This is a genomic window from Actinocrispum wychmicini, assembly GCF_004345645.1.
In the GTDB taxonomy this organism is placed as follows: Bacteria; Actinomycetota; Actinomycetes; order Mycobacteriales; family Pseudonocardiaceae; genus Kibdelosporangium; species Kibdelosporangium wychmicini.
The window spans coordinates 680,847-706,626 of the sequence record NZ_SLWS01000004.1 but is presented as its reverse complement, the minus strand read 5'-3'; the positions used below and the strand labels follow the sequence as shown (position 1 = coordinate 706,626).

Below are 25,780 nucleotides of genomic sequence, written 5' to 3'. Positions count from 1 at the left end.
GCTGTGGTGAAACTCCTGGCCCCTGTGGTGCTGGCCTGTGCCCTCCTGCTCTCCGGCGTCGCCGCCGCGACACCGGACGCAGCCACCTGTTCGGTCACCGAGCTCCCGGTCACCGGCCCCACCGGGCCGGCCACGGTGAGCGGCCAACTGTGCCTGCCCGCCGGCCCGGCACCGAACCTGGTGCAGTTCCTGGTGCACGGCGGCACCTACAACCGCGCCTACTGGGACATCCCCGGCGCGTCGTACCAACGGGACATGGCCGACCACGGCCAGGCCACGTTCGCGGTGGACCGCCTCGGCACCGGCGCGAGCACGCATCCCTTGAGCATCCCGCTGCTGATCAACGTGGAATCCGCCTCGATGCACGAAGTCATCGGCCACCTGCGCGCCGGACACGTCGGCGGCGTCCAGTTCAACCGGGTCGTCATCGTCGGCCACTCGGTCGGCTCCGGAATCGTCGCCGCCGAAGCCGCCACCTACCACGACGTGGACGGCGTGGTCCTCAGCGGCATGACCCACATGCCGTCCGTACCGGCCCTCGTCCTCGGCGCCGCGCTCGGCCTGCAACCCGCCTTCATCGACCCCACCCTGGCCAGCCTGGGCACGGATCCGTTGTACTTCACCACCAAACCCGGCGCGCGAGCTCCCCTGTTCTACAACACCTCCGACGCGGACCCGAGCGTCATCGCGGCCGACGAAGCGACGAAGGACGAGGTCTCGGTGCCCGGGATGGGCACGGTCGCGGTGTTCGGCATCGTGCTGCCCACCACGCTGGGCATCAACGTGCCGGTGTTCCAGGCGGTCGGAAGCAAGGACGTGCTGTTCTGCGGCCTGCTCGCTTTGCGGGACTGCAGCAGCGCGGCCTCGCTGCGCGCACAGGAGGCTCCTTACTACAGCGCGGCGGCTGACCTGACCACGTACGTTCTGCCGGGGGCGGGGCATTCGCTTGCTCTGCACCGGAACGCCAGCGACTACCGGGATGCCACCCGCGCCTGGCTGACCGGGCACTTCGGCGCCTGACACGGCACAGATCACACCGGCGACCGCCAGGCCCTTTGTAGGAACCCCACAACGTGGGGGCGTGGGCATGCGCGAGCGCGACCATTGGTGGATCGAGCAGAATCGATCAGGCTAGTCATGAGGTGGAGGCGACGCTCCGTGACCCGGACGTCGCCTTCTTCGGGTAGGGGACTGTGGGAGGCTCTGCCGGTGTTCAGTCGTGTCGCCATCGTCAATCGTGGAGAGGCCGCGATGCGGCTCATCCACGCTGTCCGGGACCTTTCGGCGGAGACAGGGACGCGGATCGAGACGGTCGCGCTCTACACCGACGCCGACCGGACCGCGACCTTCGTCCGGGAGGCCGACGTCGCGTACTCGTTGGGTCCCGCGTCGGCTCGTCCGTACCTTGACCACGCGGTGCTGGAGCGGGCGCTGGTGGCTACCGGTGCTGATGCCGCGTGGGTCGGGTGGGGGTTTGTCGCCGAGGACCCGGCGTTCGCCGAGCTGTGCGCGAAGATCGGGGTCACCTTCATCGGGCCGAGCGCGGACGCCATGCGCAAGCTGGGTGACAAGATCGGCGCCAAGCTCATCGCCGAGGAGGTGGGTGTCCCGGTCGCGCCGTGGAGTCGCGGCGAGGTGGCCACCCTTGAGGACGCGTTGCGGGCCGGCGACGAGATCGGCTACCCGCTGATGCTCAAGGCCACGGCGGGTGGTGGTGGGCGCGGTATCCGGATGGTCGCCACGCCCGAGGAGCTGGCTGACGCCTATGAACGCACCAGCCAGGAGGCGTTGCGTGCGTTCGGCTCCGGCGTGGTGTTCCTGGAGCGGCTGGTCAGTGGCGCCCGGCACGTTGAGGTGCAGGTCATCGCGGACGGGCAGGGGACCGCGTGGGCCCTCGGCGTCCGGGACTGCTCGGTGCAGCGGCGTAACCAGAAGATCATCGAGGAGTCCGCGTCGCCGGTGTTGACCGTCGAGCAGACCGCCGAGCTGAAGGCGTCCGCCGAGCGGCTGGCGCTGGCCGTGGACTACCGCGGCGCCGGGACCGTCGAGTTCCTGTACCACCCCGGCTGGAAGATGTTCGCGTTCCTCGAAGTCAACACGCGGTTGCAGGTCGAGCACCCGATCACCGAGATCACCACCGGCACCGACCTGGTCCGGCTGCAGCTGCACGTGGCGAACGGCGGGAAACTCGAAGGCACCCGGCCGCCGGAGGCGGGTCACGCCATCGAGGCGCGGCTCAACGCCGAGGACCCGGACCGGGACTTCGCGCCCGCCCCCGGCCGGATCACCCGCCTCGCGCTGCCCACCGGGCCGGGCATCCGCGTGGACACCGGGGTCAGCGAGGGCGACACCATCCCGGCCGACTTCGACTCGATGATCGCCAAGATCATCGCCTACGGCCAGGACCGCGACCAGGCGCTCGGCCGGCTGCGCCGCGCGATGGCCGAGACCATCGTGATCATCGAGGGCGGCGCCACCAACAAGAGCTTCGTCCTCGACCTGCTCGACCAGCCCGAGGTGATCGACGCGAGCGCCGACACCGGCTGGATCGACCGCGTCCGCGGCGAGGGCCGGCTGGTCACCCACCGGCATTCGGCGATCGCCCTGGCGGCCGCCGCGATCGAGGCGTACCAGGACGAGGAACTGGTCAGCCGCCAGCGGCTGCTGGTCACCGCGCACGGCGGGCGCCCGCAGGTGCAGCACGAGAGCGGCCGGCCGCTGGACCTGAAGCTCCGCGGCGTCGGCTACCGGGTGGCCGTGGCCCGGATCGGGCAGAAACGGTTCCGGGTCGCCATCTCCGGCGGCAGCGAGGCGTACCCGGCCGACGTCGACGTCGAGCGGTTCGACGCGCACACCGGCCAGGTCGTGGTCAACGGCCGCAGGTTCCGGCTGGTGTCGGCCACGCACGGCCCGATCCACCTGGTCGAGGTCGACGGCGTCACGCACCGGATCAGCCGGGACGAGGGCGGTGTCGTCCGCTCCCCCGCGCCCGCGCTGGTGGTGGCGACGCCGTTGTCGGTCGGCGACGAGGTCGAGTCGGGCGCGCCGATCCTGGTGCTGGAAAGCATGAAGATGGAGACGGTGTTGCGCGCGCCGTTCCGGGCCCGGGTCCGTGAGTGCCCGGTGTCGGTGGGCAGCCAGGTCGAGACCGGCGCGCCGTTGATGCGTCTGGAGCCGCTCGCCGACGAAGACGCCGAGGAGGAGACGGCGGAGGCTGCGACCGTCGAGATCGACCTGCCCGCCGAACCGTCGGACGTGTCCGCGGCCGACCGCGTCGAGCGCGGCCTGCAGGACCTGCGCAGCCTGTTGTTGGGCTTCGACGTCGACCCGCACGACCGCGAGCGGGTGCTCTCCCGGTATCTGGCCGCACGCGCCGAGTTGGACGGCCGGCCGTTGCCGGGCGAACTGGACCTGCTGACGGTGTTCGCGGACCTGTCGGAGCTGAGCCGCAACACGCCGGCCGGTGAGACGGAAGTCGTGCCGGGCAGCCCGGTGCACAGCCCGCGCGAGTACTTCCACAGCTACCTGCAGAGCCTGGACGTCGAACGCGCCGGCCTGCCCGAGGGATTCCAGGCGAAGCTGAAGCTCGTCCTGCGGCACTACGGCGTGGCCGACCTGGACCGCACACCCGAGCTCGAGTCCGCTGTCTTCCGGATTTTCCTCGCGCAGCAACGGATGTCGACGGACGTCGCGGTCGTGTCGGAGCTGCTGCGGCAGTGGCTGGCCGGGGCGCCGCCGCTGGAGTCGATCAGCGAGCGCGCCGGCCTGACCCTGGAGCACCTGGTGGAGGCCACCCAGATCCGTTTCCCGGTGGTGTCGGACCTGGCCCGCGGTGTGGTGTTCCGTTGGTTCGCCCAGCCGCTGCTGCGTCGCAACCGCGCGCGTGTGTACGCCGACGTCCGCAAGCACCTGCGTTACCTGGAACAGCACCCGGACGCGCCGGACCGCGCCGAGCGGATCGGCGAGATGGTGCGCAGTACCGAGCCGTTGGTGCGGCTGCTCGGCCAGCGACTGGTCCGTGACGACCCGGACAATGCGATCATGCTGGAAGTGCTGACCCGGCGGTACTACGGCAACAAGGGCCTGACCGGCGTCCTCACCAGCGAGGTGGCGGGCTGCACGTTCGTGGTCGCCGAGCGCGCGGGGGCCTGGATCGTCTCCGCCGCCGTCAGCTTCGAAGCGTTGGGCAACGCGCTGCACGGGCTGGCCGCGCTGGCGAGAGGCGACGAGCCCATCGACGCGGACATCTACCTCGCTTGGGAGAACCAACCGGCGGATTCCGACGCGTTGGTGGCCGCGCTGCACGAGGTCATCAGCGCGCACCCGCTGCCGCCGCAGGTGCGCAGGCTCACCACCACCATCGCCGGCCGGAGCGGCGCGGTGATGCACCACCACGTCACGTTCCGCCGGTCAGGCTCCGCGATGGCCGAGGACCGGCTGATCCGTGGCCTGCACCCGTACATCGCGGAGCGGATGCAGCTGGAGCGCCTGGAGAAGTTCGACCTCACCCGGCTGCCGTCGCTGGACGAGGAGGTCTACCTCTTCCGGTGCGTGGCCCGGGAGAACCAGTCGGACGAACGCCTGGTCGCGTTCGCCCAGGTGCGTGACCTGACCGAGCTGCGTGAGCACGACGGCAGGCTGGTCGCGTTGCCGACGGCCGAGGACACCATCAACGCCTGCCTCGACTCGATCCGCCGCGCGCAGGCACAGCGGTCGCCGAGATCACGCGCCAACACCAACCGGATCGTGGTCTACGTCTGGCCGCCGAGCGACCTCAGCCGAACCGAGCTGGAGATGATCGTCGGGCGCGTGCTGCCGACGACCACGGGCGCCGGGCTGGAGGAGATCCTGTTCATCGCGCGGCAACGCGACCAGGAGACCGGCGAGCTGGAGAAGACCGCCGTGCGGATCTCCTTCGACGCGCACGGCACGGTCGAGGTGACCGTCGGCGAGCCGTCGGCCGAGGTGGTCGAGCCGATCGACGACTACCGCCAGCAGGTGCTGCGCGCGAGCGCCCGCAACGCGGTGTACCCGTACGAGCTGACGGGCATGCTGTCCGGACCTGAAGGCACCTTCGTCGAGCACGATCTCGACGACAACGGCTCCCTGGTGCCGGTCGAAAGGCCGAAGGGCAGGAACACCGCCGGAATCGTCGTCGGCGTGGTCACGACACCCACCGGGCGTCACCCCGAAGGCGTCACCCGGGTAGTACTGCTGGGTGACCCGACGAAGGCGCTCGGCGCGTTGGCGGAGCCGGAGTGCACGCGGGTGATCGCCGCGCTCGACTTGGCCGAGCGGATGCGGGTGCCGCTGGAGTGGTTCGCGTTGTCGGCGGGCGCGAAGATCTCGATGTCCTCGGGCACCGAGAACATGGACTGGGTCGCGGCCGCGCTGAAGCGGATCGTGACGTTCACCCAGGACGGCGGCGAGATCAACATCGTGATCGCCGGGATCACCGTCGGCGCCCAGCCGTACTGGAACGCCGAGGCCACGATGCTCATGCACACCAAGGGAATCCTGGTGATGACGCCGGACTCGGCGATGGTGCTGACCGGCAAGCAGGCACTGGACTTCTCCGGGGGCGTCTCGGCCGAGGACAACTTCGGCATCGGCGGGTACGACCGGGTGATGGGCCCGAACGGCCAGGCGCAGTACTGGGCGCCGACCCTGCCGGCCGCCCTGGACGTGCTGATGGCCCACTACGACCACACCTATGTCGTGCCCGGCGAGAAGGCGCCGCGGCAGGCGGCCACGAGCGACCCGGCCGACCGGGACGTCTCCGACTTCCCGCACGTGATCGACGGCAGCGACTTCGCCACGGTCGGCCAGATCTTCTCGGCCGCGCACAACCCCGACCGCAAGAAGCCGTTCGACATCCGCACGGTGATGCGCGCACTGTCCGATCAGGACCATCCGGTGCTGGAACGCTGGGCGGGCATGGCCGACGCGGACACTTCGGCGGTGCAGGACGTGCACATCGGCGGCTGGCCGGTGTGCCTGATCGGGATCGAGTCCCGTGCGGTGCCGCGGCGCGGTTTCCCGCCCACGGACGGGCCGGACACGTACACGGCGGGCACGCTGTTCCCGTTGTCGTCGAAGAAGACCGCGCGGGCGATCAACTCGGCGTCCGGCAACCGGCCGCTGGTGGTGCTGGCGAACCTGTCCGGGTTCGACGGCTCGCCGGAGTCGATGCGCCGGCTGCAGCTGGAGTACGGCGCGGAGATCGGCCGGGCGGTCGTCAACTTCGACGGGCCGATCGTGTTCTGTGTGATCTCCCGCTACCACGGCGGCGCGTTCGTGGTGTTCTCCAAGGCGCTCAACCCGAACATGACTGTGCTGGCGCTGGCGGGTTCGTTCGCCTCGGTGCTCGGCGGCGCCCCGGCGGCGGCCGCGGTGTTCGCCGGCGACGTGAACAAGCGCACCACGACCGACCCCCGGGTGACCGGGTTGCAGGCGCAGCTCGCCACGGCCGGCGGCGCCGAGCGGGCGGCGCTGAACGCCCAGCTCGCCGAGGTGCGGTCGGCGGTCCGGGCGGAGAAGCTCGGCGAGGTCGCCGCAGAGTTCGACCGGGTGCACAGCATCCAACGCGCGGTCGAAGTTGGCTCGGTGGACGCGATCATCAGCACCGCCGAGTTGCGGCCCCGGATCATCGAGGCGATCGAGCACGGCATGAAGGACTGACTCAGAGCGTGGTGCCGAGCGGCGTGATTTTAAGAACTGTGCCGGCACAGACCGGGACCTGCCCGGCCGGCGCGACGATGGGCGTCGCGTCGCCGGGCACCACGACCTGGATCTCGTAGCCCCGCATCGGACAGTGCGGCCATGCCACGGTGGCGGCGGTCTGCTGGCCGGGGGCCAGGGTGACCGTCGCCGCGTTGCCGGGCAGCCTGGTGGTGGGCACGTTCTTGACCGACGTCGTGTCGATCAGCTGGCCGCATGTGGGATCGGGGTCGCTGATCGCGCACCCCTTGATGGTGGCCTCACCGATCACCTTGATGGTCAGCCAGCCCTGGAGCGTGCAGGGTGTGGCACCGGTGTTGGTGAACTGGAAGTCCATACCCGCGGTCACCAGGGACCCGTCTCCGCCGAACTCGATCTGCCGGAACGGGCCGCGATCGAACCGCAGGTCGGTGTGCCGGCACGGGTGAGCCGGTGGCCGCTGCGGCGGTGGCGTCGTCGACTTGGGCGCCGAGCTCGTGGGCGGCTTCCGCGCGGACGGTTGGACCGAGCTGGTCGAGACCGGGGTGTCCACTGTGCTTTCAGCGGCGGCCACGGGTTCGTCGACGACGCCGCGGGGCGGTCGTGCCGCACAGCCGACGACCACGAGCAGCAACAGCGCACAGGAGATCAAGCGATACACCCCCGGCACCCTGACGCCGGGATATTGCGCCCTGTCAACGATCCGGCGAACTACGGACTGCCAGGCAGCGGCGAGGAGGTCCGGGCACCAAGGATGGCGATCGACGCCTGCACCGCGATCTCGGTGATGTCGCCGACCTGTCCGCCGTCTTCGACCGTGGTCGCGATCAGTTCGCGCAGCCCACCCAGCAACATGACCAACAGTTGCCGGGACGGTTGGCCGGCGCCGGAGGACCGCCATTCGTCGGTGTCGCACAGGGCCAGGATCATCGTGACGAACGCCGCCATCCCTTCGCGTTGCAACTCGCGGGCGGCGGCGCCAAGAGATGGCACGTCACGGATCCAGCTGAGGGTGAGGCACTGCTGGGACTCGGCGCAGCCGATCCACGCCTCCACCGCCTGGCGGACCTGGGTCGCCCAGGGCGCGCTCTGGTCGACCGACGCGGCGATCTGGCGGATCATCTCGGCGTTCGCGTCGGTGAGCAGTGCGACGAAACACGTTTCCTTGCTGGAGAAGTGCTCGTAGAAGGTGCGTCGGGAGGTGCGCGCGAGGCGGACGATGTCGGCGACCGTCGTGTTGCGGTAGCCGTTCTGCTCGATCGACGCGGTGAGGCCGTCGAGCAGCCGCTGACGGAACGAGGCCACGTCGACCGACGGTGTCTCCGTCTGGTCGGCCTGGGTTCGAGTCACCGTGGTCACGCTATACCTCTCGGTCGGTCCGCCCTTGAACAGTGATGGTACGCCGGCGTACCGTGCGGGTGGTACGATTGCGTACCACGCCGGGAAGGTAGTGCTCAATGACGACTGCGAAACTTCCTCCGGGGCCGTCGGCGCCGCGCTTCGTGCAGCTCGCGTACGCGCTGACCATGCCCCGACGTGGGATGGGGCAACTGCGCGACCGCTACGGCGACGCCTTCACCGTCAACCTGCCGATCTTCGGCCGCGCGGTGGTCATCAGCGACCCCGCCGAGATCAAACAGCTGTTCCAGGCCGGTCCGGACGCCGCCGACAACCTCGAACGCAACCTCGGGCGGGTGCTCGGTCCCGGCTCGCTGTTCGCGCTGCGTGGCGAGGAGCACCACACGAAGCGCAAGCTCCTGGTGCCGCCGTTCCACGGCCGCCGCCTGGTCGCCTACGAGCAGATCTTCGAAGAGGAGACCGTGCGTGAACTGGCGTCCTGGCCGGAAGGCCGGGCGTTCGCGACGATGCCGTCGATGATGCGGATCACGCTCAACATCATCCTGCGCGCGGTGTTCGGCGCGGAGGGCGCCGAGTTCGCCGAACTGCGGGCCCTGCTGCCGAAGTTCGTCGAACTCGGCTCGCGGCTGGCCGTGCTGCCCATCCCGGACGTCCGCTGGCGGTGGAGCCCATGGGGCCGGTTCCGCGCGATGCGCCGGGACTACGACCTGATCGTGGAGCGGCTGATCGCCAAGGCGCAACGGGACGGGAACCTGGCCGAACGCGACGACATCCTCGCCATGATGCTGCAGAGCCGTTATGAGGACGGCGGGCGGATGAGTCACAGCGAGATCGCCGACCAGCTGCTCACCCTGCTGTCCGCCGGACACGAGACCACCGCGACCACGCTGGCCTGGGCGATCGAGCGGCTCCAACGGCATCCGGCGGTCCTGTACGACCTCGTCGACGAGGTGGACGCGGGCGGCAAAGCCCTGCGGGACGCCACGATCGTCGAGGTGCAGCGGGTTCGGCCGGTGATCGACATGGTGGGCCGGCAGGTGAAGACCGACGGCTTCCAGCTCGGCCGGTGGACCTTGCCCCGGCGGTGCTCGGTGCTGGTGAGCATCATCCTGATCCACGACGACGAGAAACTCTTCCCGAACCCGCGGAAGTTCGACCCGTCGCGGTTCCTGGACGCGAAACCGGATCTGTACCAGTGGATTCCGTTCGGCGGCGGGACCAGGCGCTGTCTCGGCGCGGCGTTCGCGAATATGGAGATGAACGTCGTCCTGCGCACCCTGCTGCGTGACTTCTCTTTGCTGCCAACGAACGAACGCGACGAGCAATGGCATTCGCGCGGGGTCGCCAACGCCCCCGCGAAAGGCGCCTTGGCGGTCGTTCACCGGCGGACCAGGCACGCGGCGACTCCCATTGCGGCGACGACCACCGGAGCGCGCTCATGACCGAGCAGACTGTCGACATCGGACGCGACATTTCCTTGGCGTACGAACAGATCGGCGACCCTGGCGCCGAGCCGCTGGTCCTTGTCGCCGGGCTGGGCCAGCAGATGTACTCGTGGCCCACGGCGTTCTGCGAACAACTCGCCGGGCGCGGCTACCAGGTCACCCGGTTCGACAACCGGGACGTCGGCCGGTCGACGCACATGCGTTTCCGGCCGCCGAACCCGGCCGCGATCCTGCGCAGGCGTTGGCCCGAAGGGCAGTACGACCTCACTGACATGGCCCGGGACACCGTCGGGCTGCTCGACGCGCTCGGCCACGACGACGCCCATCTCGTCGGCGCGTCCATGGGCGGCATGATCGCGCAGACCGTGGCCACGGTGTTCCCGCAGCGGGTGCGGACGCTCGTGTCGATCATGTCCACGACCGGGGCGCGGCGAGTGGGCCGGCCCGCGTTGTCCACGTGGCGGCGGATGATTGCCCGCCCGCCGCGCAACCGGCAGGAGGCCGTGGACCGGGCCGTGCGGATGTTCCGGCACATCGGCTCGCACGGCTTCCCGTTCGACGAGACATGGGTGCGTGCGCAGGCCGGGCTCGCCTGGGACCGGGACCCGTCGACCGGCGGGGTGGCCCGGCAGTTGGCGGCGATCTTCCGGTCCGGCGACCGGACGTCCCGGCTGCGGGCGGTCACCGCGCCGACGTTGGTCCTGCACGGCGACCGCGACCGGATGGTCAACCCGACCGGCGCCGTCGCGACCGTACGGGCGATCGGGGGCGCCACGCTGACGGTCGTGCCCGGCATGGGACACGATCTGCCCAAAGACGCGTGGCCGACCCTGCTCGACCTCATCTCCCAGCACGCGCGGGCAAGGAGCACCGATGCCACGTCCTAGGATCACCGGCCGGCCGGTCATGATCACCGGCGCGGCGTCCGGGATCGGCCGCGGCCTCGCCCACCGGTTGGCGCGGCTGGGTTCGCCGGTGGCCATCGCGGACGTGGACGAGGCCGGGTTGAAGGCGACCGCGGCCGCGCTGCCCGGCCGGGTGCTCACCCGGGTGATGGACGTCCGGGACGCCGCCGACCAGCTCCGGTTCGCCGACGAGGTACGCGAGTGGCTGCCGGCCCCGCTGGCCGCGGTGTTCAACAACGCCGGGGTCGCGGTGGCCTCGTCCGTCCTGGACGCCTCGGTCGAGGACGACGACTGGCTGCACGACATCAACTTCCACGGGGTGGTCAACGGCACCAGGGCGTTCCTGCCGATCCTGGTGGCGCAGGACGACGGCGTCATCGTGAACACGTCGAGCGTGTTCGGGCTGGTCGGCATGCCGTTCCAAAGTGCTTACTGCGCCTCGAAGTTCGCGGTCCGCGGCTTCACCGACGCGCTGCGCCAGGAACTGCGCGGCACCGGCGTCCGGGCGGTCAACGTGCATCCCGGCGGTATCACCACGAACATCGCCCGCAACGCCCGTGTCCGCAAGGACCCGCTGGGGCTCGGGCGGACCCGGGACGAGATGGCCGCGCAGTTCGAGGCGGTGACCATGACGTCGCCGGAGAAGGCCGCCGCGATCATCCACCGCGGCGTTGAAAGCGGCAAGGCCCGTGTCCTGGTCGGGCCGGACGCGTACATGTTCGACGCGCTCGCCCGGATCGCCCCCACGCGCTACTACGACGTGATCGCCCGTATCCAGTCCCGTCTGCCGGCCCGGCCGAAGGAGTCCGCGTGACCACAGAATCAGGCCGTGTCTCGGAGTCCCCGTCCGCGATAGCCGGGCCGGATGCGGTTCCTGGCGCCACCGCCGGAACACCCAAAGACAACCAGTATTCGCGGCGTCCCGGCGGCGACGCCAGGAACCGCACCGATCCCGACTCTCATCGAACGGGGACTCCGAAACACGACCTCGATATCCTGATCGTCGGTGCCGGCCTGTCCGGGATCGGCGCGGCGCACCACATCCAGTCCGCGTTCCCGAACCGGACGTACGCGATCCTGGAGGCACGGGACGCCATCGGCGGCACGTGGGACCTGTTCCGGTACCCGGGTGTGCGGTCCGACTCGGACATGCACACCCTCGGCTACCGGTTCCGGCCGTGGACTCAGGCGAAGGCGATCGCGGACGGCCCGTCGATCCTGCAGTACGTCCGGGACACCGCCACCGACGCCGGCATCGACCGGCACATCCGGTTCGGCCACCGGGTGACCGCGGCCTCATGGTCCACTGAGGACACCCGGTGGACGGTCGAGGCGGTGCACAACGGCTCACCTGTCCGCCTGACCGCCCGGTTCCTGTACGGGTGCACCGGTTACTACGACTACGACAACGGTCACGCCCCGGAGTTCCCTGGCGTCGAACAGTTCGAGGGAACTGTCGTGCACCCGCAGCACTGGCCGGCCGACCTTGACCACACCGGCAAGAAGGTGGTCGTGATCGGCAGTGGCGCGACCGCGGTCACGCTTGTGCCCGCCATGGCCGAGCAGGCCGGTCACGTGACCATGCTGCAACGCTCCCCCACCTACATCATCGCCATCCCGGGCGAGGACGCGATCGCGAACACCCTGCGCCGCGTGCTGGGCCCGCGCCGCGCGTACGCCATCACCCGGTGGAAGAACGTCGCCCTGGCCACCCTGATCTACCAACTCAGCCGGCGCCGGCCGCGTGCGGTCAAGTCGTTCATCCGCAAGGCCACGGCCAGCCAGCTGCCGCCCGGCTACGACCTGGACACCCATTTCAAGCCGCGATACCAGCCGTGGGACCAACGCCTGTGCCTCGTCCCGGACGGCGACCTGTTCCGATCGATCCGCCACGGGAAGTCGTCCGTGGTGACCGACACCATCGACCACTTCACCAGGACGGGTGTGCGCCTGGCCTCCGGCGCCGAACTGGACGCGGACATCGTGGTCACCGCCACCGGCCTGCGCCTGCTGGCCTTCGGCGGCATCCAGGTGACCGTGGACGACCAGCCGGTGAAACTCCCGGAAACCATGGCCTACAAGGGAATGATGCTCAGCGACATCCCGAACTTCGTGTTCACCATCGGCTACACCAACGCCTCGTGGACCCTGAAAGCCGACCTGGTGAGCGAGTACTTCGTCCGGATCCTGCGGCATCTGGACGCCCATGGCTACGACGAGTTCGTCCCTACCAACAACGACCCGACCGTCACCGACCAGCCACTGATGGACTTCCAGGCGGGGTACGTGCTGCGCGCCATCCACGACTTCCCGCGAGCGGGCTCCCGCGCCCCCTGGCGACTCGGCATGAGCTACGCGAACGACGTGGTGAACCTGCGATACGGCAGGGTCGACGACGGCGTCATGCGCTTCTCCCGCCGACCCGCCGTGGTCAGCTCGCCAGCAGTTCCTTGAGGGCCTGGTCGACGAAGCGGGTGTCGTCCGGGTTGCTGCCGCCGCCCGCGAAGTGTCCCCAGATGCCCGGGATCACCCGGAGTTCGGCGTCGGGGATGTGTTCGCACGCCCACGCCTCGTCCTCCGGCGGGAAGTAGAGGTCCTTCTCGGCCGGCATCACGACGGCCTTCGCGGTGATCGACCGCAGGGCCTTCACGGTGTCGCCGTCGAACCCCGGCGTGTTTCCGACGTCGGCGTTCTGCCATGTCCACAACATGGTCAGCAGGTTGTTGGCGTCCCGGTCGTCGAGGAAGAACCCCTCCCAGAAGCCGACCAGGAAGTCCTCCAGCGAGGAGTACCCCATCTGCCGGTAGACCCGGTTCCAGTAGAACGCCTGGGAGAAGCCCCAGCCGGCGTAGACCCGGGCCGCCGCCCGCAGTCCCGTGGTCGGCGGCCGCTCGTACCAGCCGCCCCGGAACGCCTCGTCGGCCGTCAGCGCGGCCTTCACGCCCTCCAGGAACACCTTGTTGTGCTCGCTGGTGACCGACGAGCCGCAGAACGGCGCGATCCGGGCGACCATCTCCGGGTACGACACGGCCCACTGGTAGGTCTGGCCGGCCCCCATCGACCAGCCGGTGACCAACGCCAGCCGGGTCACCCCGAACCGCTCGGTCATCAACTGGTGCTGGGCGCGGACGTTGTCGTACATCGTGACGGCCGGAAACCGGGCCCGGTCGTAGGGCGGTGGCGTGTTGCTCGGCGAACTGGACAGGCCGTTGCCCACCATGTTGGGCACCACGATGAAGTACTTGGCGGGGTCCAACGCCATCCCCTCGCCGATCAGCCACTCGTTGTCCCAGTGCCGACCGGAGTACCAAGTGGGATAGACGATCGCGTTGCTGGCGTCGCCGTTGATCGTGCCGTAGGTCTGGTAGGCGAGATGTGCTCCACGCAGGGTCGCGCCGTGCTGCAGAGTGAAGTCACCTAGCTCGTATGTGCTGTAGTCACTCACAACTTCACTTTGGCACGGCTGCGGCCTTTCACTTAGGTGCGAAGGTCGTGCGGGTGGGGTCGTCGACGGTGGGCATGGTGCCGGTGCGGTGGGCGTGCCGTAAGTCCTCCAGGTAGGCACGGGAGGCCATCGCGGACAGGATCGCGACGCCGCCGCGGTGCACGCGGATCTCGCCGCGGTGGACCCGGCCGACGATCTTGATGACCCGGCCGTCCGGCGACTGGGTGCCGTAGCTGTCCTTGACCCGGCCGCGGCCGGTCCATTCGAGGTGTCCGAAGTGTTCGACGCGGGCGCCGTCGGGCACGAGCAGTTTGAGCATGCCGCGGTCGAGGTCGACGCGGATCTCGATGTCGCCGTCGGGGATGTCCGGCGAACGCAGGTCCACCACGGCGGCGCCGGCGCGGGCGCGGACCTCGAAGACCTGCGAGGTGGTCCAGTTTCCCAGGTGCTTGGTCATGGTGTGGTCGGCGTCGACGCGGACCGGGCTGGTGTTCTCGGTGATGTCCATGGCTCAATAGTGACACATCCTCTAGATGCAATGCAACTAGTTTCTGCGAAGTTAGTGGCGATGTACGATGGGGTGTGCCTCCTCAGTTCCGCCCCTCCCCGCTCGCCCTCGCGGTGCTCGGCCTGCTGGAAGCCGGCCCGTTGCACCCGTACGGCATGCAGCGCCTGATCAAGCAGTGGGGCAAGGACCAGGTCATCAACGTCGGGCAACGCACCAGCCTCTACCGGACGATCGCCCGCCTGGAACAGGCCGGGCTGATCGCCGCGGTGGGCACGGACCGGGACGAGCGCTATCCCGAGCGGACGACGTACGAGGTCACCGACACCGGCCGAGTCACCACCCGGCTGTGGCTGGCCGAGATGGTCGCCACCCCACGCAACGAGTTCCCCGAGTTCCCCGCCGCCCTGTCGTTCCTGATGCTGCTCAGCCCCGACGAGGTCCGCCTGCTGCTGGCCGAACGGCGCCAGAGCCTCACCCAGCGCCTGGCCGAGCTCGACGTGGACCTGGCCACCGAGATCGAGGGCTACCAGCTGCCCCGCGTCACGCTCGTGGAAACCGAGTACCTGCGCGCCGTCACCGACGCGGAACTGCGGTGGACCACCGAAATCCTCGCCGCCCTGGACGACGGTTCGCTGACGTGGAGCCGCGAGGAGCTCGAAGCCCTGGCCGCGATCGACCAAAGCTGAGCATTCTTCGTATCCTGTCGGCGTTCTGCGTCGTTGAACCACGGGCAACCCTCGACGTGGAGGACGTGGCAATGGCGATGCGACAGTGGATCCGGCTCATGGTGGCGGTCGGCACGGTGGCCGGAACCGTCCTGGTCAGCCCCGCGGCTCAGGCATCCGGTCCGCGGTACCGGGAATACGTGGCGATGGGCGACTCGTGGACCGCGGACGTGGTGGTGGCCAGTACCGCCGGCCTGCCGACGAACAAGTACGTGCCGTTGGGGTGCGCGCAGGCCACCTTCGACTATCCCAAGCAGGTCGCGGCCGCGCTCAACGTGCCGAAGTTCTTCGACGCCAGCTGCGGCGGCGCCACCACCGACAACTTCACCAAGCCGCAGTCGCCGCCGCTGCCGATCGGCGGCGACAACCCGCCGCAGTTCGCCCACCTGACGCCGACCACCGACCTGGTGACGGTCGGCATGGGCGGCAACGACGCCGGGCTGGCCGGCGCGGTGGTCGACTGTCTCGACCTGAGCGGCGGGCACGCGCCGTGGCTGCCGTACCCGTTCGGCGGCGCCGGCTGCAAGGCGAAGTGGACCCAGGGCGGGGTGGACCGGATGTCCCAGAACATCGACGCCAGCCAGGCGAAGCTGGTCGCCGGCCTCAACCAGATCCGGCAGATCTCCCCCAGGGCCAAGGTGTTCCTGGTCAACTACCTGGCCGCGGGGCCGACCAAGGGCTGCTACCCGCAGCAGCCGGCCAGTGCCGTCGACCTGGTCTGGATCACGGAGAAGCTCCGCGACCTCAACGCCATGCTGGCCCGTGCCGCCCAAGCCGCCGGCGCGACACTGGTCGACACCTACACGCCGACCGTCGGCCACGACGTCTGCCAGGCGCCGAACGTCCGGTACGCCGAGGGTTTCCTGCCGGTCTCGCTCAACCAGCCGGCGCTCGCCGTGCCGTTCCATCCGAACTCAGCCGGTGCCAACGCCCAGGCCGCCATCGTGACCTCGGTCCTCACCAGGACATCCGTCACACCGGCGACACGGTACTGACCATGTGCTGGTAGACCGCCGCCATCGCCGGCCAACTGTCCACACTGGACGACGCGTAGACGACATAGTCGACTTGGCCGAGCCGCCAGAAACGGCCGATGGCGTGCCGGTTCATGCCGTCCTTGGCCGTGAACACGAACTCCCACACCACCGCGTCGGCACTGTTGTCCACGACGCCGAGTTGCAGGCGCTCGTAGCCGTCGCGGATGGTGGGGGTGTTCGCCTCACTGTCCATCACCGACGCCAGCAGTGTCTTCGACGGGGACGTGCTGCCGCCGAACCGGATCAGGTCACCGACGACCTGGGTGCTGTCGGCCTGCACGTTGGAGGGCACCGCGCCGGGCTTGGTCGGCCAGTCGGCAGGGATCTCCACCGAGATCCCCGCCGGTCCGCTGACCCGTCGCCAGGTCAGTCCGGCCACCGTGGAAGACGGTGTTGACGACGGCACCGATGACGACGTGACGACCGAGGTGGACGTCGTCGTGGCGTACGTCTGCTGCCAACTGGTGGTCGGAACCGACGCGGGCAGCAGGTCGGCGGTCGGCGTCGTGCCACTGCCGCGTACCGCCAGCACCACCACGACGGTCGACACGGCAAGGAACACCGCGGCGCCCGCGATGATCGCCACCAGCGCACCCTGGTTGCGTTTCGGCGGGGCCGGGGCAGGTGCGCCGGCGAAGTTCGGCGGTTCACGGAAAGCCCTGTTCGGAGCCGGGAACAGGTTGCGCTCGGTCGGTTCCGTCATCGCTTCTGCCTCCACCGTTCGTGTCGCTCTTCTCTGTCGGACGGCTAGCCGTCCGACAGTAAGTAGGCGTGGAGGTGCTGTGCAGTTCGTGTGCGAAACCGCTGTCCGAGGGGGGCGGCGGTTGCCCGTCGTGCGGCGTGGCCCGGCCGGAGCGGCCCGTCCCGGGGCGGGTCGCTGTGGGCACGGTCGTGGCGGTCAGTCATCCGCGGGCGGAACCCGTTGTGGATCAACACATTGTCGCGGCGACCAGGGTGCTGGCGGTGCTGACCTGTGTGGGTCTGGTCGCGACCGTCCCGGTCGGCGGAGGCGCCATGTTCGGCCGCGCGCTGCTCGTCGTCGCGGTCGGCCTGGTGTTGTTGCTGGTCACGGGATGCGTGCTGGTGATGGCTGTTCGTCCGGCCGCGGAGGCCGGTGGCACGACGTTCGGGGCGATCACGCGGCCGTTGACCCTGCCCATGCGGTCCGTCGTGCGAGAACGAACCGTTGACGTCTCGTCGTTCTCGATCAAGGAAGTGAGCGGCGCGACCGTGAACTGCGATGTCCGCGGCGCCGTGCGGGCAGCCGCGCCGTCGCGGGGCGACATGGTCGAGGTCTACGGCAAACGCTTGCGAACCGGGGCCGTCCTGGTTCACCAGTTCGTCGACAGGACAAGCGGAACCACGTTGCCGGTGCGGATGCCGGTCGCGTGCGTGACCGCGCGGCTGGCATCGGTCGCCGTCGCCGCGTTGTGGGCGCTGGCCACGCTCGGCATGGCCGTCCTCCTGGTTTTCGGCTGACACCCAACAGAAAGAGCTGCTGACGAATGCCCCGACCGCTGATGAACACCGACGCCGACGCCGCGTCCTCGGGACAGCTGCGGCCGCGACCGACGAAGTCGGTCGCCCGCGATCGGCTACTGACCACGCGCAGGTCAGCGACCTATCTGCGCGCGATCCGCGAGCTGGACGCCGCCGGGCACGTCGCCGCCGTGGACCTGGCCCGGATCGTCGACGACTTCCGCAGGGAGTTCGAGGACGCGAACTGTTCCACGCCGGTCGGCATCGTGTCCCGCTGCTACCTCGGCGCGCCCTACGAGGTGCACACCCTCGCGCTCGATGGTTCGATCGTCGAGCACTACGAGACCGGCAAGCAGCTGCCGGGTGGGCTGGAACGGGCTCGTTCCTACGCCATGTCGGTGGCGTTCGACGCCATCGAGGTCTATCCCGACCGGCTGGTCTGCGTCCGCGTGGACGGCTCGGTGGTCGCGTTGGAGGGTGCCGAGTGAACTCCCCGATCAACCTCAAGCCGCTGGTGAACGCGGTCCAGGCCGTGCAGGACGCGCAGGTGGCCCTCATGCGCCAGCAGGCGGTGATGCAGGACTCGATCGCCCAGGTCGCGGCCACCGGCGACCAGACACAGAACGACCTGCAGTCGCTGTCCGCGCGGTTCGACGAGTTCACCCGCCGCGAGGAGCTGCGGCACAACCTCCAGGTCGCGCACACCGAGATCGTGCAGGTCCGGCAGCAACTGGCCGCCGAGTTCGGGCATTTCGGCGACGTCCGCAGGCTCGCCACGGGAACGCTGCAGGCCCTCGATTCCGGCATCGTGTCGCAGGCGTCGATCCGTCAGCTGTCCGAGGAGCTGATGCTGCTCACGCCGCGCTACTGGCTGGCCCCCGCGCTGGTGGCGCTCGCCGCGTGGATTCGGAACGACCCAGACCTGGCCTACCGGGCGTTGAACGAGGCCGTCCGCCGGGACAACGACAAGGCGGCCCTGTTCTTCGCGATGGTGCTTCGGCGGCACCAACGTGACGAGGCCGCCGTACGCTGGATACGGCAGTACGTGGTGCGTCAGGACCCGGCCAACCTGTCGCGGGAGTTCATGGTCGTGCTCGACGCGGTGAGCTGCGGCGTGTTCGGCGTCGCCGCGAAGCCGCTCGTGCTGACCGAGACGTCCGAGTGGATCAGCCGGTTGTCGGACGATCAGGCCACAGTGGACCGGCAGGTGACCCGCTGGCAGGAGGAACTGGACGCGCTGCGGCGGCCGGTCGACCCGCGCTACCAGATCCTGCCCGCGATCAGCCCGACCTGGCCCCAGCTCAAGGAACTCTACGAGGGCGCGACCGTGCACCAGGCCGCGTTGGAGATGTTCCAGGGTGTGTTCACCGGGCCGGTTCCGCTGGAAGCCGGCCTGCGGGACCGCGTCGACAACATCCTCGACGGGCTGGTGACCAACTACGACATCGAGGAAGCCCCACTGCGGCTCAGGGAAGCCGGCCTGCAGGCGATCATCGACGCCCTGGGCGACCGGACAGCCGCGGACAAGGCGATGCGGACGCGGGAAGCCCTGCACGAGACCACAGTGGACTTCCTGACGTTGATCAGCAACGCGGCGCTGTACCCCGAGCAGGCCGGCGCCTCGCTCGGCACCCGCCGGTTCGCCACCGCGCTGGCCAAGGACTGGATCGTGCAGGCGGCCGGCCGGCTGGAGGCCAGGAACGTGGCGTCGGTGCCACGGTCGGTGGCGGTGGCGATCGAGGGCTGGCAGGCTGAGGTCGACAACAACACGAACCAGGAGGACCTGGCCCGCGATCTGGCCAGGCACATCGACACGGAGACCGAGCGGGCGGTCGCCCAGGTGCGGTTCGTGGGCAAGCCGCTGGGCGCGTCGATCGGCGCGGGGGTGTGCCTGGTGATCGCGTTGACGAGCGCCCTCGGCGGAAGCACTGGCGCCGGGGTGTTCTTCCTGCTCGCGGCGCTGGGTTTGGCGTTGTGGACGTTCCAGATGGCCCGTGGCCTGCCCGCCCGCCGCGCGGAACTGCGCAGGCAGGGCGAGCAGCGCAAAGCCGTCGCGGTGTCGCAGCTGTACGGCGGGATCGCCGAACTCGTGGACTTGAACAAGGAATGGCAGCAGGCGTGCGCGTCCGCCGGAGTGTTGCGCGAGTACGTGGAAAGCTTGCAGTCCAGAGGGTTCATCGCGGACTCGCCGGACCAGAGACGAGGAATGTGATGCCGGGACCGATGATGGAGCCGCAGCAGCCGGTCGGCCGGCACGAACCGGCCCAGTCCACTATGGACACAGAACTGGCGATCGCCCTGCCCGAGTGGAACCTGTTGCCGCCCGCGGAGTTCCTCGACCGGCACCCCAGGCGGTGAGCGGCGTGCTCGGTGCCCCAGGGGCCTACGCGGCGTGGGTGGAGTGGCTGGACGCCTTCGGCCGCGGCGAGGACCGACCGGCCGACCACCTGCGGCCGGTCGACGCCGGGATGGGCCCGCAGATGCTGGACCGGCTGCTCGGTCACGTCCAACGGGTGTTCCGCGAACGACAGCACCGGTGGAACGACGTCCTGCTGCGCGACCTCAGGGCACTCAACGCGCAGTCCACGAGCGCGATCGAGGTCATGCTGACCAGCGCACGGACCCGGCTGGCGCCGTTGCGTGCCTTCGCCGACCATCCAGGCTTCCCGGAGGATCTGCGCGCGCTGTTGCGCGACGGGCTCGCCGAGACCGTGCGCTCGGCGCAGAGCAGCCTGGAGGACTCGACCCGGCGGGCACCGTTCGAGGTCCAGTCGGCCGTGCGCCGCAACAAGATGACTGTCCCTCTCGCTCCCCCACCCACTTCACCGGCGCCAGCACCCGCTCCCGGCCGCCGCGTCATCCTCTGAAGGGACAGCAATGCCCAACGGCCCGGAGACCAAGCAGCTCCTGGAGTCCTATCTGCTCGCGCGGATTCCGTTCGTCTCCGTGCGCACGGTGGAGCGCGGCCGGACCCTGGAGATCCTCGGCGCTCTGGCGGACGAGAAACAGCTCGACGTCAAGGTGCACACGCTCAGCCAGGGCCTGCGGGACGTCCGGACGAAACAGACGGTGTCCGAGGACAAGTCGCTGTTCGGCGCGTTGGAGATGGCCGGGGAGATGTTCCAGTCCCGGTCGAACGTCACGGTCGTGTTCACCGACGTGCAGCATCTCGACGAGGACAACGAGGTGGCCCGCAGGTTCGCCGACCTGGCGACGCTGGCCGAGGAACGCGGCGGCTGCATCGTCGTGATCACCGCGGAGCCGGTGTGGAAGTCGTTGCAGCGCATGGGCATGGCCGTCACGCTCGACCTGCCGGACGTGGACGAGATGCGGTACGAGATCGACGCCTTCCTGCGGCCGTACCGGGGTGCGATCCGGATCGAGTGGGGCCCGGAGGAGTACGACCAGGCCGCGTCCATCCTGGCCGGGGTGACCAAGATCGAGGCGCTGAACATCCTGGCCACCTTCGTGGTGCGGAAGTCGATCGTCAAGGACGACCTGATCGCACTGACCAAGGCGAAGGACTCGATCTTCAGTGAGCTGTCCGGCATCGAACGCGTCCAGCTGACCGCCGGGGAGAACCGGGTCGGCGGGTTGGAGGGGCTGCGCAAGTGGCTGGACCGGAAACGGCCGTTGCTGACCATGGACCTGCGGGACCGCGGCATGCGCCCGCCGCGCGGAGTGCTGCTGATCGGCGTGCCCGGCTGCGGGAAGTCGTTGTCGGCCAAGGCGATCGCGTCGGACTGGCAACTGCCGCTGTACCGGTTGGACATGGCGTCGGTCCTCGGCTCGTACGTCGGCCAGTCGGAGGGCCGCCTGCGGGAGGCCCTGGCCACCGCGGACTCGGTCTCGCCGTGCGTGCTGTGGATCGACGAGATCGAGAAGGGACTCGCCGGCTCCGGCACCGACAGCACCGGCATCACCACCCGTCTGGTCGGCCAGTTCCTGTACTGGCTGCAGGAGTCCCGCGCCCGCGTCTTCGTCGTGGCCACCGCCAACGACGTGCGCAGCCTGCCGCAGGAACTGCTGCGCACCGGCCGGTTCGACGACATGTTCTTCGTCGACCTGCCGGAACCGGACGAGCGCCGCGAGATCATCCAGATCTACGTGCGCAAGTACCTGCGGGTGCCGGTGCCGGACGAACTCGTGGCCGAACTGGTCGACATGAGTGAGGGCTTCGCGGGCTCGGACCTGCACGCCGCGGTGACCGAGATCGGCTACGAGGCGATCCGCGTCGGCGACGAGAACGTGCCGTTCGACTTCTACCGGCGTGCGTTCGACAACATCGTGCCGTTGCTGCGGTCCGCGCCGGAACGCGTCGAGGAGATCCGCCAGTTGCGTGACCGCGCGATCCCGGCCTCCGGACGGGCGCGTGTGCGGGAGAAGGTCGGCGGCCCCCGCCGAGTCGTCCTCGGCTAGGCCGTGTTTCAGGTGTCCCGATCGCGATAGCCGGGCCGGATGCGGTCCCTGGCGCCACCGGCGGAACGCCCAAAGACAACCAGTATTCGCGGCGTCCCGCCGGCGACGCCAGGAACCGCCCCGCGGAAGCCCGATTTCGGCCTCCGGCCGGGGCAGGCTCTCATCGACCGGGACACCTGAAACACGACCTAACCAGCCCGCTGATGGAGATCACGGGCGCCCTCGGTGACGATGTCCATGACCGCCACCGTGATCCGACCGGCTGTCATCTCGTTGGCCAGCCGGTCGGCCAGCCACTCGTCCTCCCACGGCGCGTCGTGCGGTGCCCGGTCGAACCACGTGCCCGCTTGGTCGCCGCAGAACACCAGCCGGAGGACGGACGGCACGACCGAGCGGGGATCCTGGCCGTGCCGCAGCCGGGTCTTGATCACCCTGATGGCCACCCTGGCCAACGCCATCAGCCGCGCGTCGTCGATCTCGTGCTGTCCCACCAGGGCGAGCGGGGTGTCGTCGGGCTGACCGGCCGTCGGCACCTGTTTGCGGCTCAGTGGCCGTTCGACGTGCGCCGCGAACCATTCGGGCCGGGTCCGCATCCGGTCGAGCACGTGATCGACTTCGTCCCGGACGGTTTCCGGCGTGCTGTGCGTCCAGTCGCGGGTCATTGTCACCCGTTGTTCGGCCCAACTGTCCCACGGCCACAAATCGGTGCCGGCGGTGCCGGGCAGGCCGACCCAGACCAGGATCCGGACCGCCAGGTCGAGCAGCCACTGGTCCCCGGCGAGTTCGCTGGCCAGCCATTTCGGCACCCGCGGCCGCTGCAACGCACCTCGTTCACCGCGACGCCGTCGATGGCCGTCAACAGTCGCGGAATTCGTGATGGTTACTATCCACGCCTCCAGGCTCTGAACTTTTGTCGTACCACGACGGATCGCGCCGTCCACCACCGCTACCACGTCGTCGTGAAATCTGTCCAGGCATTCCGCTTTCAAACAGGGCAGACCTCGCGCACAGTCGGTGTGACCGCGGCGCAGTTCCATGCCACGGGTCGTCATGTCGAACACAATCGGCCAGGCGACCTGGTAAAGAGCCTGGTAGACGCCGGCCCGGTCGGCCGGCGCCGCCGTCGCCATCCAGTCGGCGAGCAGCCCTCTCCCGGTGAGTTCCCGTAGTCGCGCCACTGCCTCGGACCGACCACGATTGCTGAACACTCTGATGACACCTCGACATTCGCGCCGAATTCACGCGAGCCCGCTCGCGTGCGTTTCTCCCGATGAGACATGTGCGGTTTCCCGGGATGGTATGGCACGAACACCGACAATTGTCACTCAGCGCAACATGGTTCACCTACTCGGCCTAATCAACCTCACTGGAGGCTAACCATGCGAATCGTTACCGACATTTCTGTAACAGTTGCGCGATCCCGCACTTACACGGGATTGTGTCTCTGTTGAGACGGTTCCACGATCCAGGACTAGGACAGTTGGCGAATCCGCCGGAAGCAGAACACGGTCAGCAGCGCCGACAACAGGAGGAGCAGCGCCGTCTCGATCCACTGTAGCGGCCAGAAATGGCTGCCCGGCTGATAGATCAGGCGTTGGCGGTAGCCGAGGTCGGACAATTGCCCCATGCACTGGGTGACGCTCTGCCGGCTCGGCATGGGATCCTTCGAACCTGGTTTCGGCAGACAGTTCTGCACCACCGCGGGCAGCGGGGTCACCACGTTTCCGGCGGCGTCCAGGGTCTCGTTGGCCAGCACCCACGCACCCGCGGGCCTGGCCACTCCCAGCGACTCCACCACGCCCGCCCTGTTCCCGGTGATCTGGACGATGTTCGAGTCCTTGATCGCGACCAGGTCCGTTGTCGCGGGCACGATGTAGGGGCGGATCAGGAGCGGGACCGCCACCATGACAGCGGCGAGCAGCACCAGGGTGACGGCCATGGCGGCGACTGTGCGACGCAACACGATCCCGACCGCGACCCCGAGGACGAACGCGAAGGCGGCGTATCCGATGGGGACGATCCCCCGCGCGACGAACACCACCGGCGACATGCGCGTCAGCATGCCGCTTCCCGACTGTTGAGCCGCCAACGCGTCGATCGGACTGGCCCACCAGCCGACCGCCAGGCTCAGCAGTCCCGCCGCGACCATCGCGGTCAGCCCGCCGAAGCCCAGCTTCGTCCTGAGCCAACGCTGACGGGTGACGCTCTGGTTCCAGATCAGGCTGTGTGTGCCGGTCTCCAGCTCACGCGTGATCATGGGGACGCCCCAGAAGACGCCGACGACGGCCAGCAACAACAACACTGCCAGGATCGTGCCGCCGTACATGGTCTCGTCGTCGGAGAAGTCCGTGCGGCCCACCAGGTTCGGGCCGGTGATCGCCAGGATCACGCCGATCACGGCCAGGCCGGCGTACACCGACACCGCCGGGATACGGAACTGGCGCCAGGTCAACCACGTCATCGGAGCACCTCCAGGGCGGGGCGGACGGTCACCGGGTTGCTCATGTACTCCAGGACCAGGTCCTCCAGGGTGAGCTCACCGACGGTCCACACGGGATCGAGGATCGGCGCGTCGCTGCGCACCACGACCGTGGTCTGCCGGTCGGTGTGGCGCGCGGAGACGACCTGCTGGTCCGCGGGCAAGGTGTCCAGGTCGCGGCGCGGGCCGCTCAGCCGGTGGTGGGTGGCGAGCAGGTGCTCGACGTCGTCGGCGACCCGGACCTGGGAGTCCACCAGGACGACCAGGTGGTCACAGACCCGTTCCAGGTCGGCAACCAGGTGCGAGGACAGCACGACCGACAGCCCGTGCTCCGCGACCGCCTCCATGAGGTCCTGCAAGAACTCCCTGCGCGCCAACGGGTCGAGCGCGGCGACCGGTTCGTCGAGCAACAGCAGCTCGGGACGCTTCGCGATGCCGAGGGTGAGCGCCAACTGCGCGCGCTGGCCACCCGACAGTTTGCCCGCCTGCTGCTTCGGGTCCAGCCCGATCCGCTCGACGCGCTTGGCGGCCAGGTCGTGGTCCCATCCCGGGTTGAGCCGGGCGCCGAGCCGTAAGTGCTCGTCGACGGTCAGGCCCGAGTAGACGGGCGTGTTCTGGGCGACGTAACCGACCTTGGCCAGTTGCGCCGGACCGCTGCCCGGCACGCCGCCGCACACCTCGATCGTGCCGGTGGTCGGCCTGAGCATGCCGGACGCGATGTTCAGCAGCGTCGACTTGCCGGCGCCGTTCGGGCCGACAAGACCGGTCACGTGCCCGGCGTCGATCTCCAACGTGCAGCCGGCCAAGGCCCACTTGCGGTTGTACTTCTTGCCCACACCCTGGGCACGCAGCACGGTCACGCTATGTCCTCCCTGGCCGCGGCACGAAAGGTGGTCATGAACAACGCCTCGATGCTCTCCTCGTCGAGGCCGGTCCGGCGGGCCTTGGCCAGCCAGCGCCGCAGATCTTGGCGCAGCGGGCCGAACTCGGCCGGCGACGTGCCCGGCAGCGTCGCGGTCACGAACGTGCCGACCCCGGGCCGGGCGGTGACCAGCCCGTCGTGCTCCAGCTCGCGATACGCCTTGAGCACAGTGTTCGGGTTGATCGCCAGGTCCGCCACCACGTCCTTGACCTTCGGCAACTGGTCGCCGGTATGCAGCAGCCCCAACCGCAGCGCGTGCCGCACCTGCCGGACCAGTTGCTGGTACGGCGAAAGACCCGACTTGCCGTCCAGATGAAACTCGATCACGACTTCCTCCATTTATCTATCTAACTAGTAC

23 protein-coding genes are annotated in these 25,780 nt (G+C 69.2%); 14 read left to right on the top strand and 9 right to left on the bottom strand.

Annotation, left to right across the window (positions count from 1 at the left end; genetic code table 11):
- Positions 1-6: 6 nt before the first annotated feature.
- Entirely contained in the window at positions 7-1,020 is a 1,014-nt protein-coding gene (locus EV192_RS21210) for an alpha/beta hydrolase (RefSeq protein ID WP_243726971.1), read from the top strand.
- Between the two features lie 189 nt (positions 1,021-1,209).
- A complete protein-coding gene (locus tag EV192_RS21205) occupies positions 1,210-6,681 on the top strand; it encodes an ATP-binding protein (RefSeq protein WP_132117903.1) in 5,472 nt (1,823 codons plus the stop codon).
- A gap of 1 nt (position 6,682) precedes the next feature.
- Here EV192_RS21205 and EV192_RS21200 read toward each other — a convergent pair whose 3' ends face one another.
- Positions 6,683-7,360, bottom strand: a complete 678-nt coding sequence (locus tag EV192_RS21200; protein WP_132117901.1) for a DUF4232 domain-containing protein — start codon at positions 7,358-7,360, stop codon at positions 6,683-6,685.
- Between the two features lie 50 nt (positions 7,361-7,410).
- A complete protein-coding gene (locus tag EV192_RS21195) occupies positions 7,411-8,049 on the bottom strand; it encodes a TetR/AcrR family transcriptional regulator (RefSeq protein WP_243726970.1) in 639 nt (212 codons plus the stop codon).
- A 107-nt stretch (positions 8,050-8,156) separates the two neighbouring features.
- Here EV192_RS21195 and EV192_RS21190 point away from each other — a divergent pair, with 107 nt between their 5' ends.
- From EV192_RS21190 to EV192_RS21175, 4 genes are all read left to right on the top strand, one after another.
- Positions 8,157-9,500, top strand: coding sequence for a cytochrome P450 (locus tag EV192_RS21190; protein WP_132117898.1), 1,344 nt, complete (start codon positions 8,157-8,159; stop codon positions 9,498-9,500).
- Positions 9,497-10,390 carry an alpha/beta fold hydrolase gene (locus tag EV192_RS21185; RefSeq protein ID WP_132117896.1) on the top strand — a complete coding sequence of 298 codons (894 nt, stop codon included), beginning with the start codon at positions 9,497-9,499 and terminating at the stop codon, positions 10,388-10,390. The genes EV192_RS21190 and EV192_RS21185 overlap by 4 nt, the downstream gene beginning before the upstream one ends.
- On the top strand, positions 10,377-11,222 hold the full coding sequence (locus tag EV192_RS21180) for an SDR family NAD(P)-dependent oxidoreductase (RefSeq protein WP_132117894.1): 846 nt from the start codon (positions 10,377-10,379) through the stop codon (positions 11,220-11,222). Before EV192_RS21185 ends, EV192_RS21180 begins: the two co-directional genes overlap by 14 nt.
- Positions 11,223-11,401: 179 nt before the next feature.
- A complete protein-coding gene (locus tag EV192_RS21175; protein ID WP_132118294.1) occupies positions 11,402-12,862 on the top strand; it encodes a flavin-containing monooxygenase in 1,461 nt (486 codons plus the stop codon).
- Here EV192_RS21175 and EV192_RS21170 read toward each other — a convergent pair.
- Together EV192_RS21170 and EV192_RS21165 are read right to left on the bottom strand one after the other, a co-directional pair.
- A complete protein-coding gene (locus EV192_RS21170) occupies positions 12,840-13,853 on the bottom strand; it encodes an alpha/beta fold hydrolase (RefSeq protein WP_132117892.1) in 1,014 nt (337 codons plus the stop codon). The genes EV192_RS21175 and EV192_RS21170 overlap by 23 nt on opposite strands.
- A gap of 28 nt (positions 13,854-13,881) precedes the next feature.
- The gene (locus tag EV192_RS21165; protein ID WP_132117890.1) at positions 13,882-14,361 is read right to left on the bottom strand and encodes a hypothetical protein; all 480 of its coding nucleotides are present in this window, start codon (positions 14,359-14,361) and stop codon (positions 13,882-13,884) included.
- A gap of 74 nt (positions 14,362-14,435) precedes the next feature.
- Here EV192_RS21165 and EV192_RS21160 point away from each other — a divergent pair, with 74 nt between their 5' ends.
- Positions 14,436-15,047 carry a PadR family transcriptional regulator gene (locus tag EV192_RS21160; protein WP_132117888.1) on the top strand — a complete coding sequence of 204 codons (612 nt, stop codon included), beginning with the start codon at positions 14,436-14,438 and terminating at the stop codon, positions 15,045-15,047.
- A gap of 71 nt (positions 15,048-15,118) precedes the next feature.
- Positions 15,119-16,081, top strand: coding sequence for an SGNH/GDSL hydrolase family protein (locus EV192_RS21155; protein WP_132117886.1), 963 nt, complete (start codon positions 15,119-15,121; stop codon positions 16,079-16,081).
- Here the strand turns inward: EV192_RS21155 and EV192_RS21150 are convergent.
- On the bottom strand, positions 16,059-16,826 hold the full coding sequence (locus EV192_RS21150; protein WP_132117884.1) for a hypothetical protein: 768 nt from the start codon (positions 16,824-16,826) through the stop codon (positions 16,059-16,061). The two genes, EV192_RS21155 and EV192_RS21150, sit on opposite strands and share 23 nt — an antisense overlap.
- A 221-nt stretch (positions 16,827-17,047) precedes the next feature.
- On the opposite strand from EV192_RS21150, the gene EV192_RS21145 reads away from it, so the two are divergent.
- The 6 genes from EV192_RS21145 to EV192_RS21125 are packed head-to-tail and all read left to right on the top strand — an operon-like array spanning position 17,048 to position 22,021.
- Positions 17,048-17,602 carry a hypothetical protein gene (locus EV192_RS21145; RefSeq protein ID WP_132117882.1) on the top strand — a complete coding sequence of 185 codons (555 nt, stop codon included), beginning with the start codon at positions 17,048-17,050 and terminating at the stop codon, positions 17,600-17,602.
- A gap of 26 nt (positions 17,603-17,628) precedes the next feature.
- Complete coding sequence (locus tag EV192_RS21140) at positions 17,629-18,090, top strand: hypothetical protein (RefSeq protein ID WP_132117880.1); 462 nt, start codon at positions 17,629-17,631, stop codon at positions 18,088-18,090.
- The gene (locus tag EV192_RS21135) at positions 18,087-19,814 is read left to right on the top strand and encodes a hypothetical protein (RefSeq protein WP_132117878.1); all 1,728 of its coding nucleotides are present in this window, start codon (positions 18,087-18,089) and stop codon (positions 19,812-19,814) included. The genes EV192_RS21140 and EV192_RS21135 overlap by 4 nt, the downstream gene beginning before the upstream one ends.
- The gene (locus tag EV192_RS53955) at positions 19,814-19,960 is read left to right on the top strand and encodes a hypothetical protein (RefSeq protein WP_165960522.1); all 147 of its coding nucleotides are present in this window, start codon (positions 19,814-19,816) and stop codon (positions 19,958-19,960) included. Before EV192_RS21135 ends, EV192_RS53955 begins: the two co-directional genes overlap by 1 nt.
- Positions 19,961-19,965: 5 nt before the next feature.
- Positions 19,966-20,469 (top strand): hypothetical protein, encoded by a 504-nt coding sequence (locus EV192_RS21130; protein ID WP_132117876.1) that lies wholly within the window; start codon positions 19,966-19,968, stop codon positions 20,467-20,469.
- Between the two features lie 10 nt (positions 20,470-20,479).
- A complete protein-coding gene (locus tag EV192_RS21125) occupies positions 20,480-22,021 on the top strand; it encodes an AAA family ATPase (protein ID WP_132117874.1) in 1,542 nt (513 codons plus the stop codon).
- Between the two features lie 188 nt (positions 22,022-22,209).
- On the opposite strand, the gene EV192_RS21120 is transcribed toward EV192_RS21125, so the two are convergent.
- The 4 genes from EV192_RS21120 to EV192_RS21105 all read right to left on the bottom strand — a co-directional run bounded on the left by EV192_RS21120 (position 22,210) and on the right by EV192_RS21105 (position 25,749).
- A complete protein-coding gene (locus EV192_RS21120) occupies positions 22,210-23,229 on the bottom strand; it encodes a hypothetical protein (RefSeq protein ID WP_207926163.1) in 1,020 nt (339 codons plus the stop codon).
- A 263-nt stretch (positions 23,230-23,492) separates the two neighbouring features.
- Complete coding sequence (locus tag EV192_RS21115; protein WP_132117872.1) at positions 23,493-24,482, bottom strand: ABC transporter permease subunit; 990 nt, start codon at positions 24,480-24,482, stop codon at positions 23,493-23,495.
- The gene (locus EV192_RS21110; protein WP_132117870.1) at positions 24,479-25,360 is read right to left on the bottom strand and encodes an ABC transporter ATP-binding protein; all 882 of its coding nucleotides are present in this window, start codon (positions 25,358-25,360) and stop codon (positions 24,479-24,481) included. Before EV192_RS21110 ends, EV192_RS21115 begins: the two co-directional genes overlap by 4 nt.
- On the bottom strand, positions 25,357-25,749 hold the full coding sequence (locus EV192_RS21105; protein WP_165960521.1) for a GntR family transcriptional regulator: 393 nt from the start codon (positions 25,747-25,749) through the stop codon (positions 25,357-25,359). The genes EV192_RS21110 and EV192_RS21105 overlap by 4 nt, the downstream gene beginning before the upstream one ends.
- Positions 25,750-25,780 lie beyond the last annotated feature (31 nt).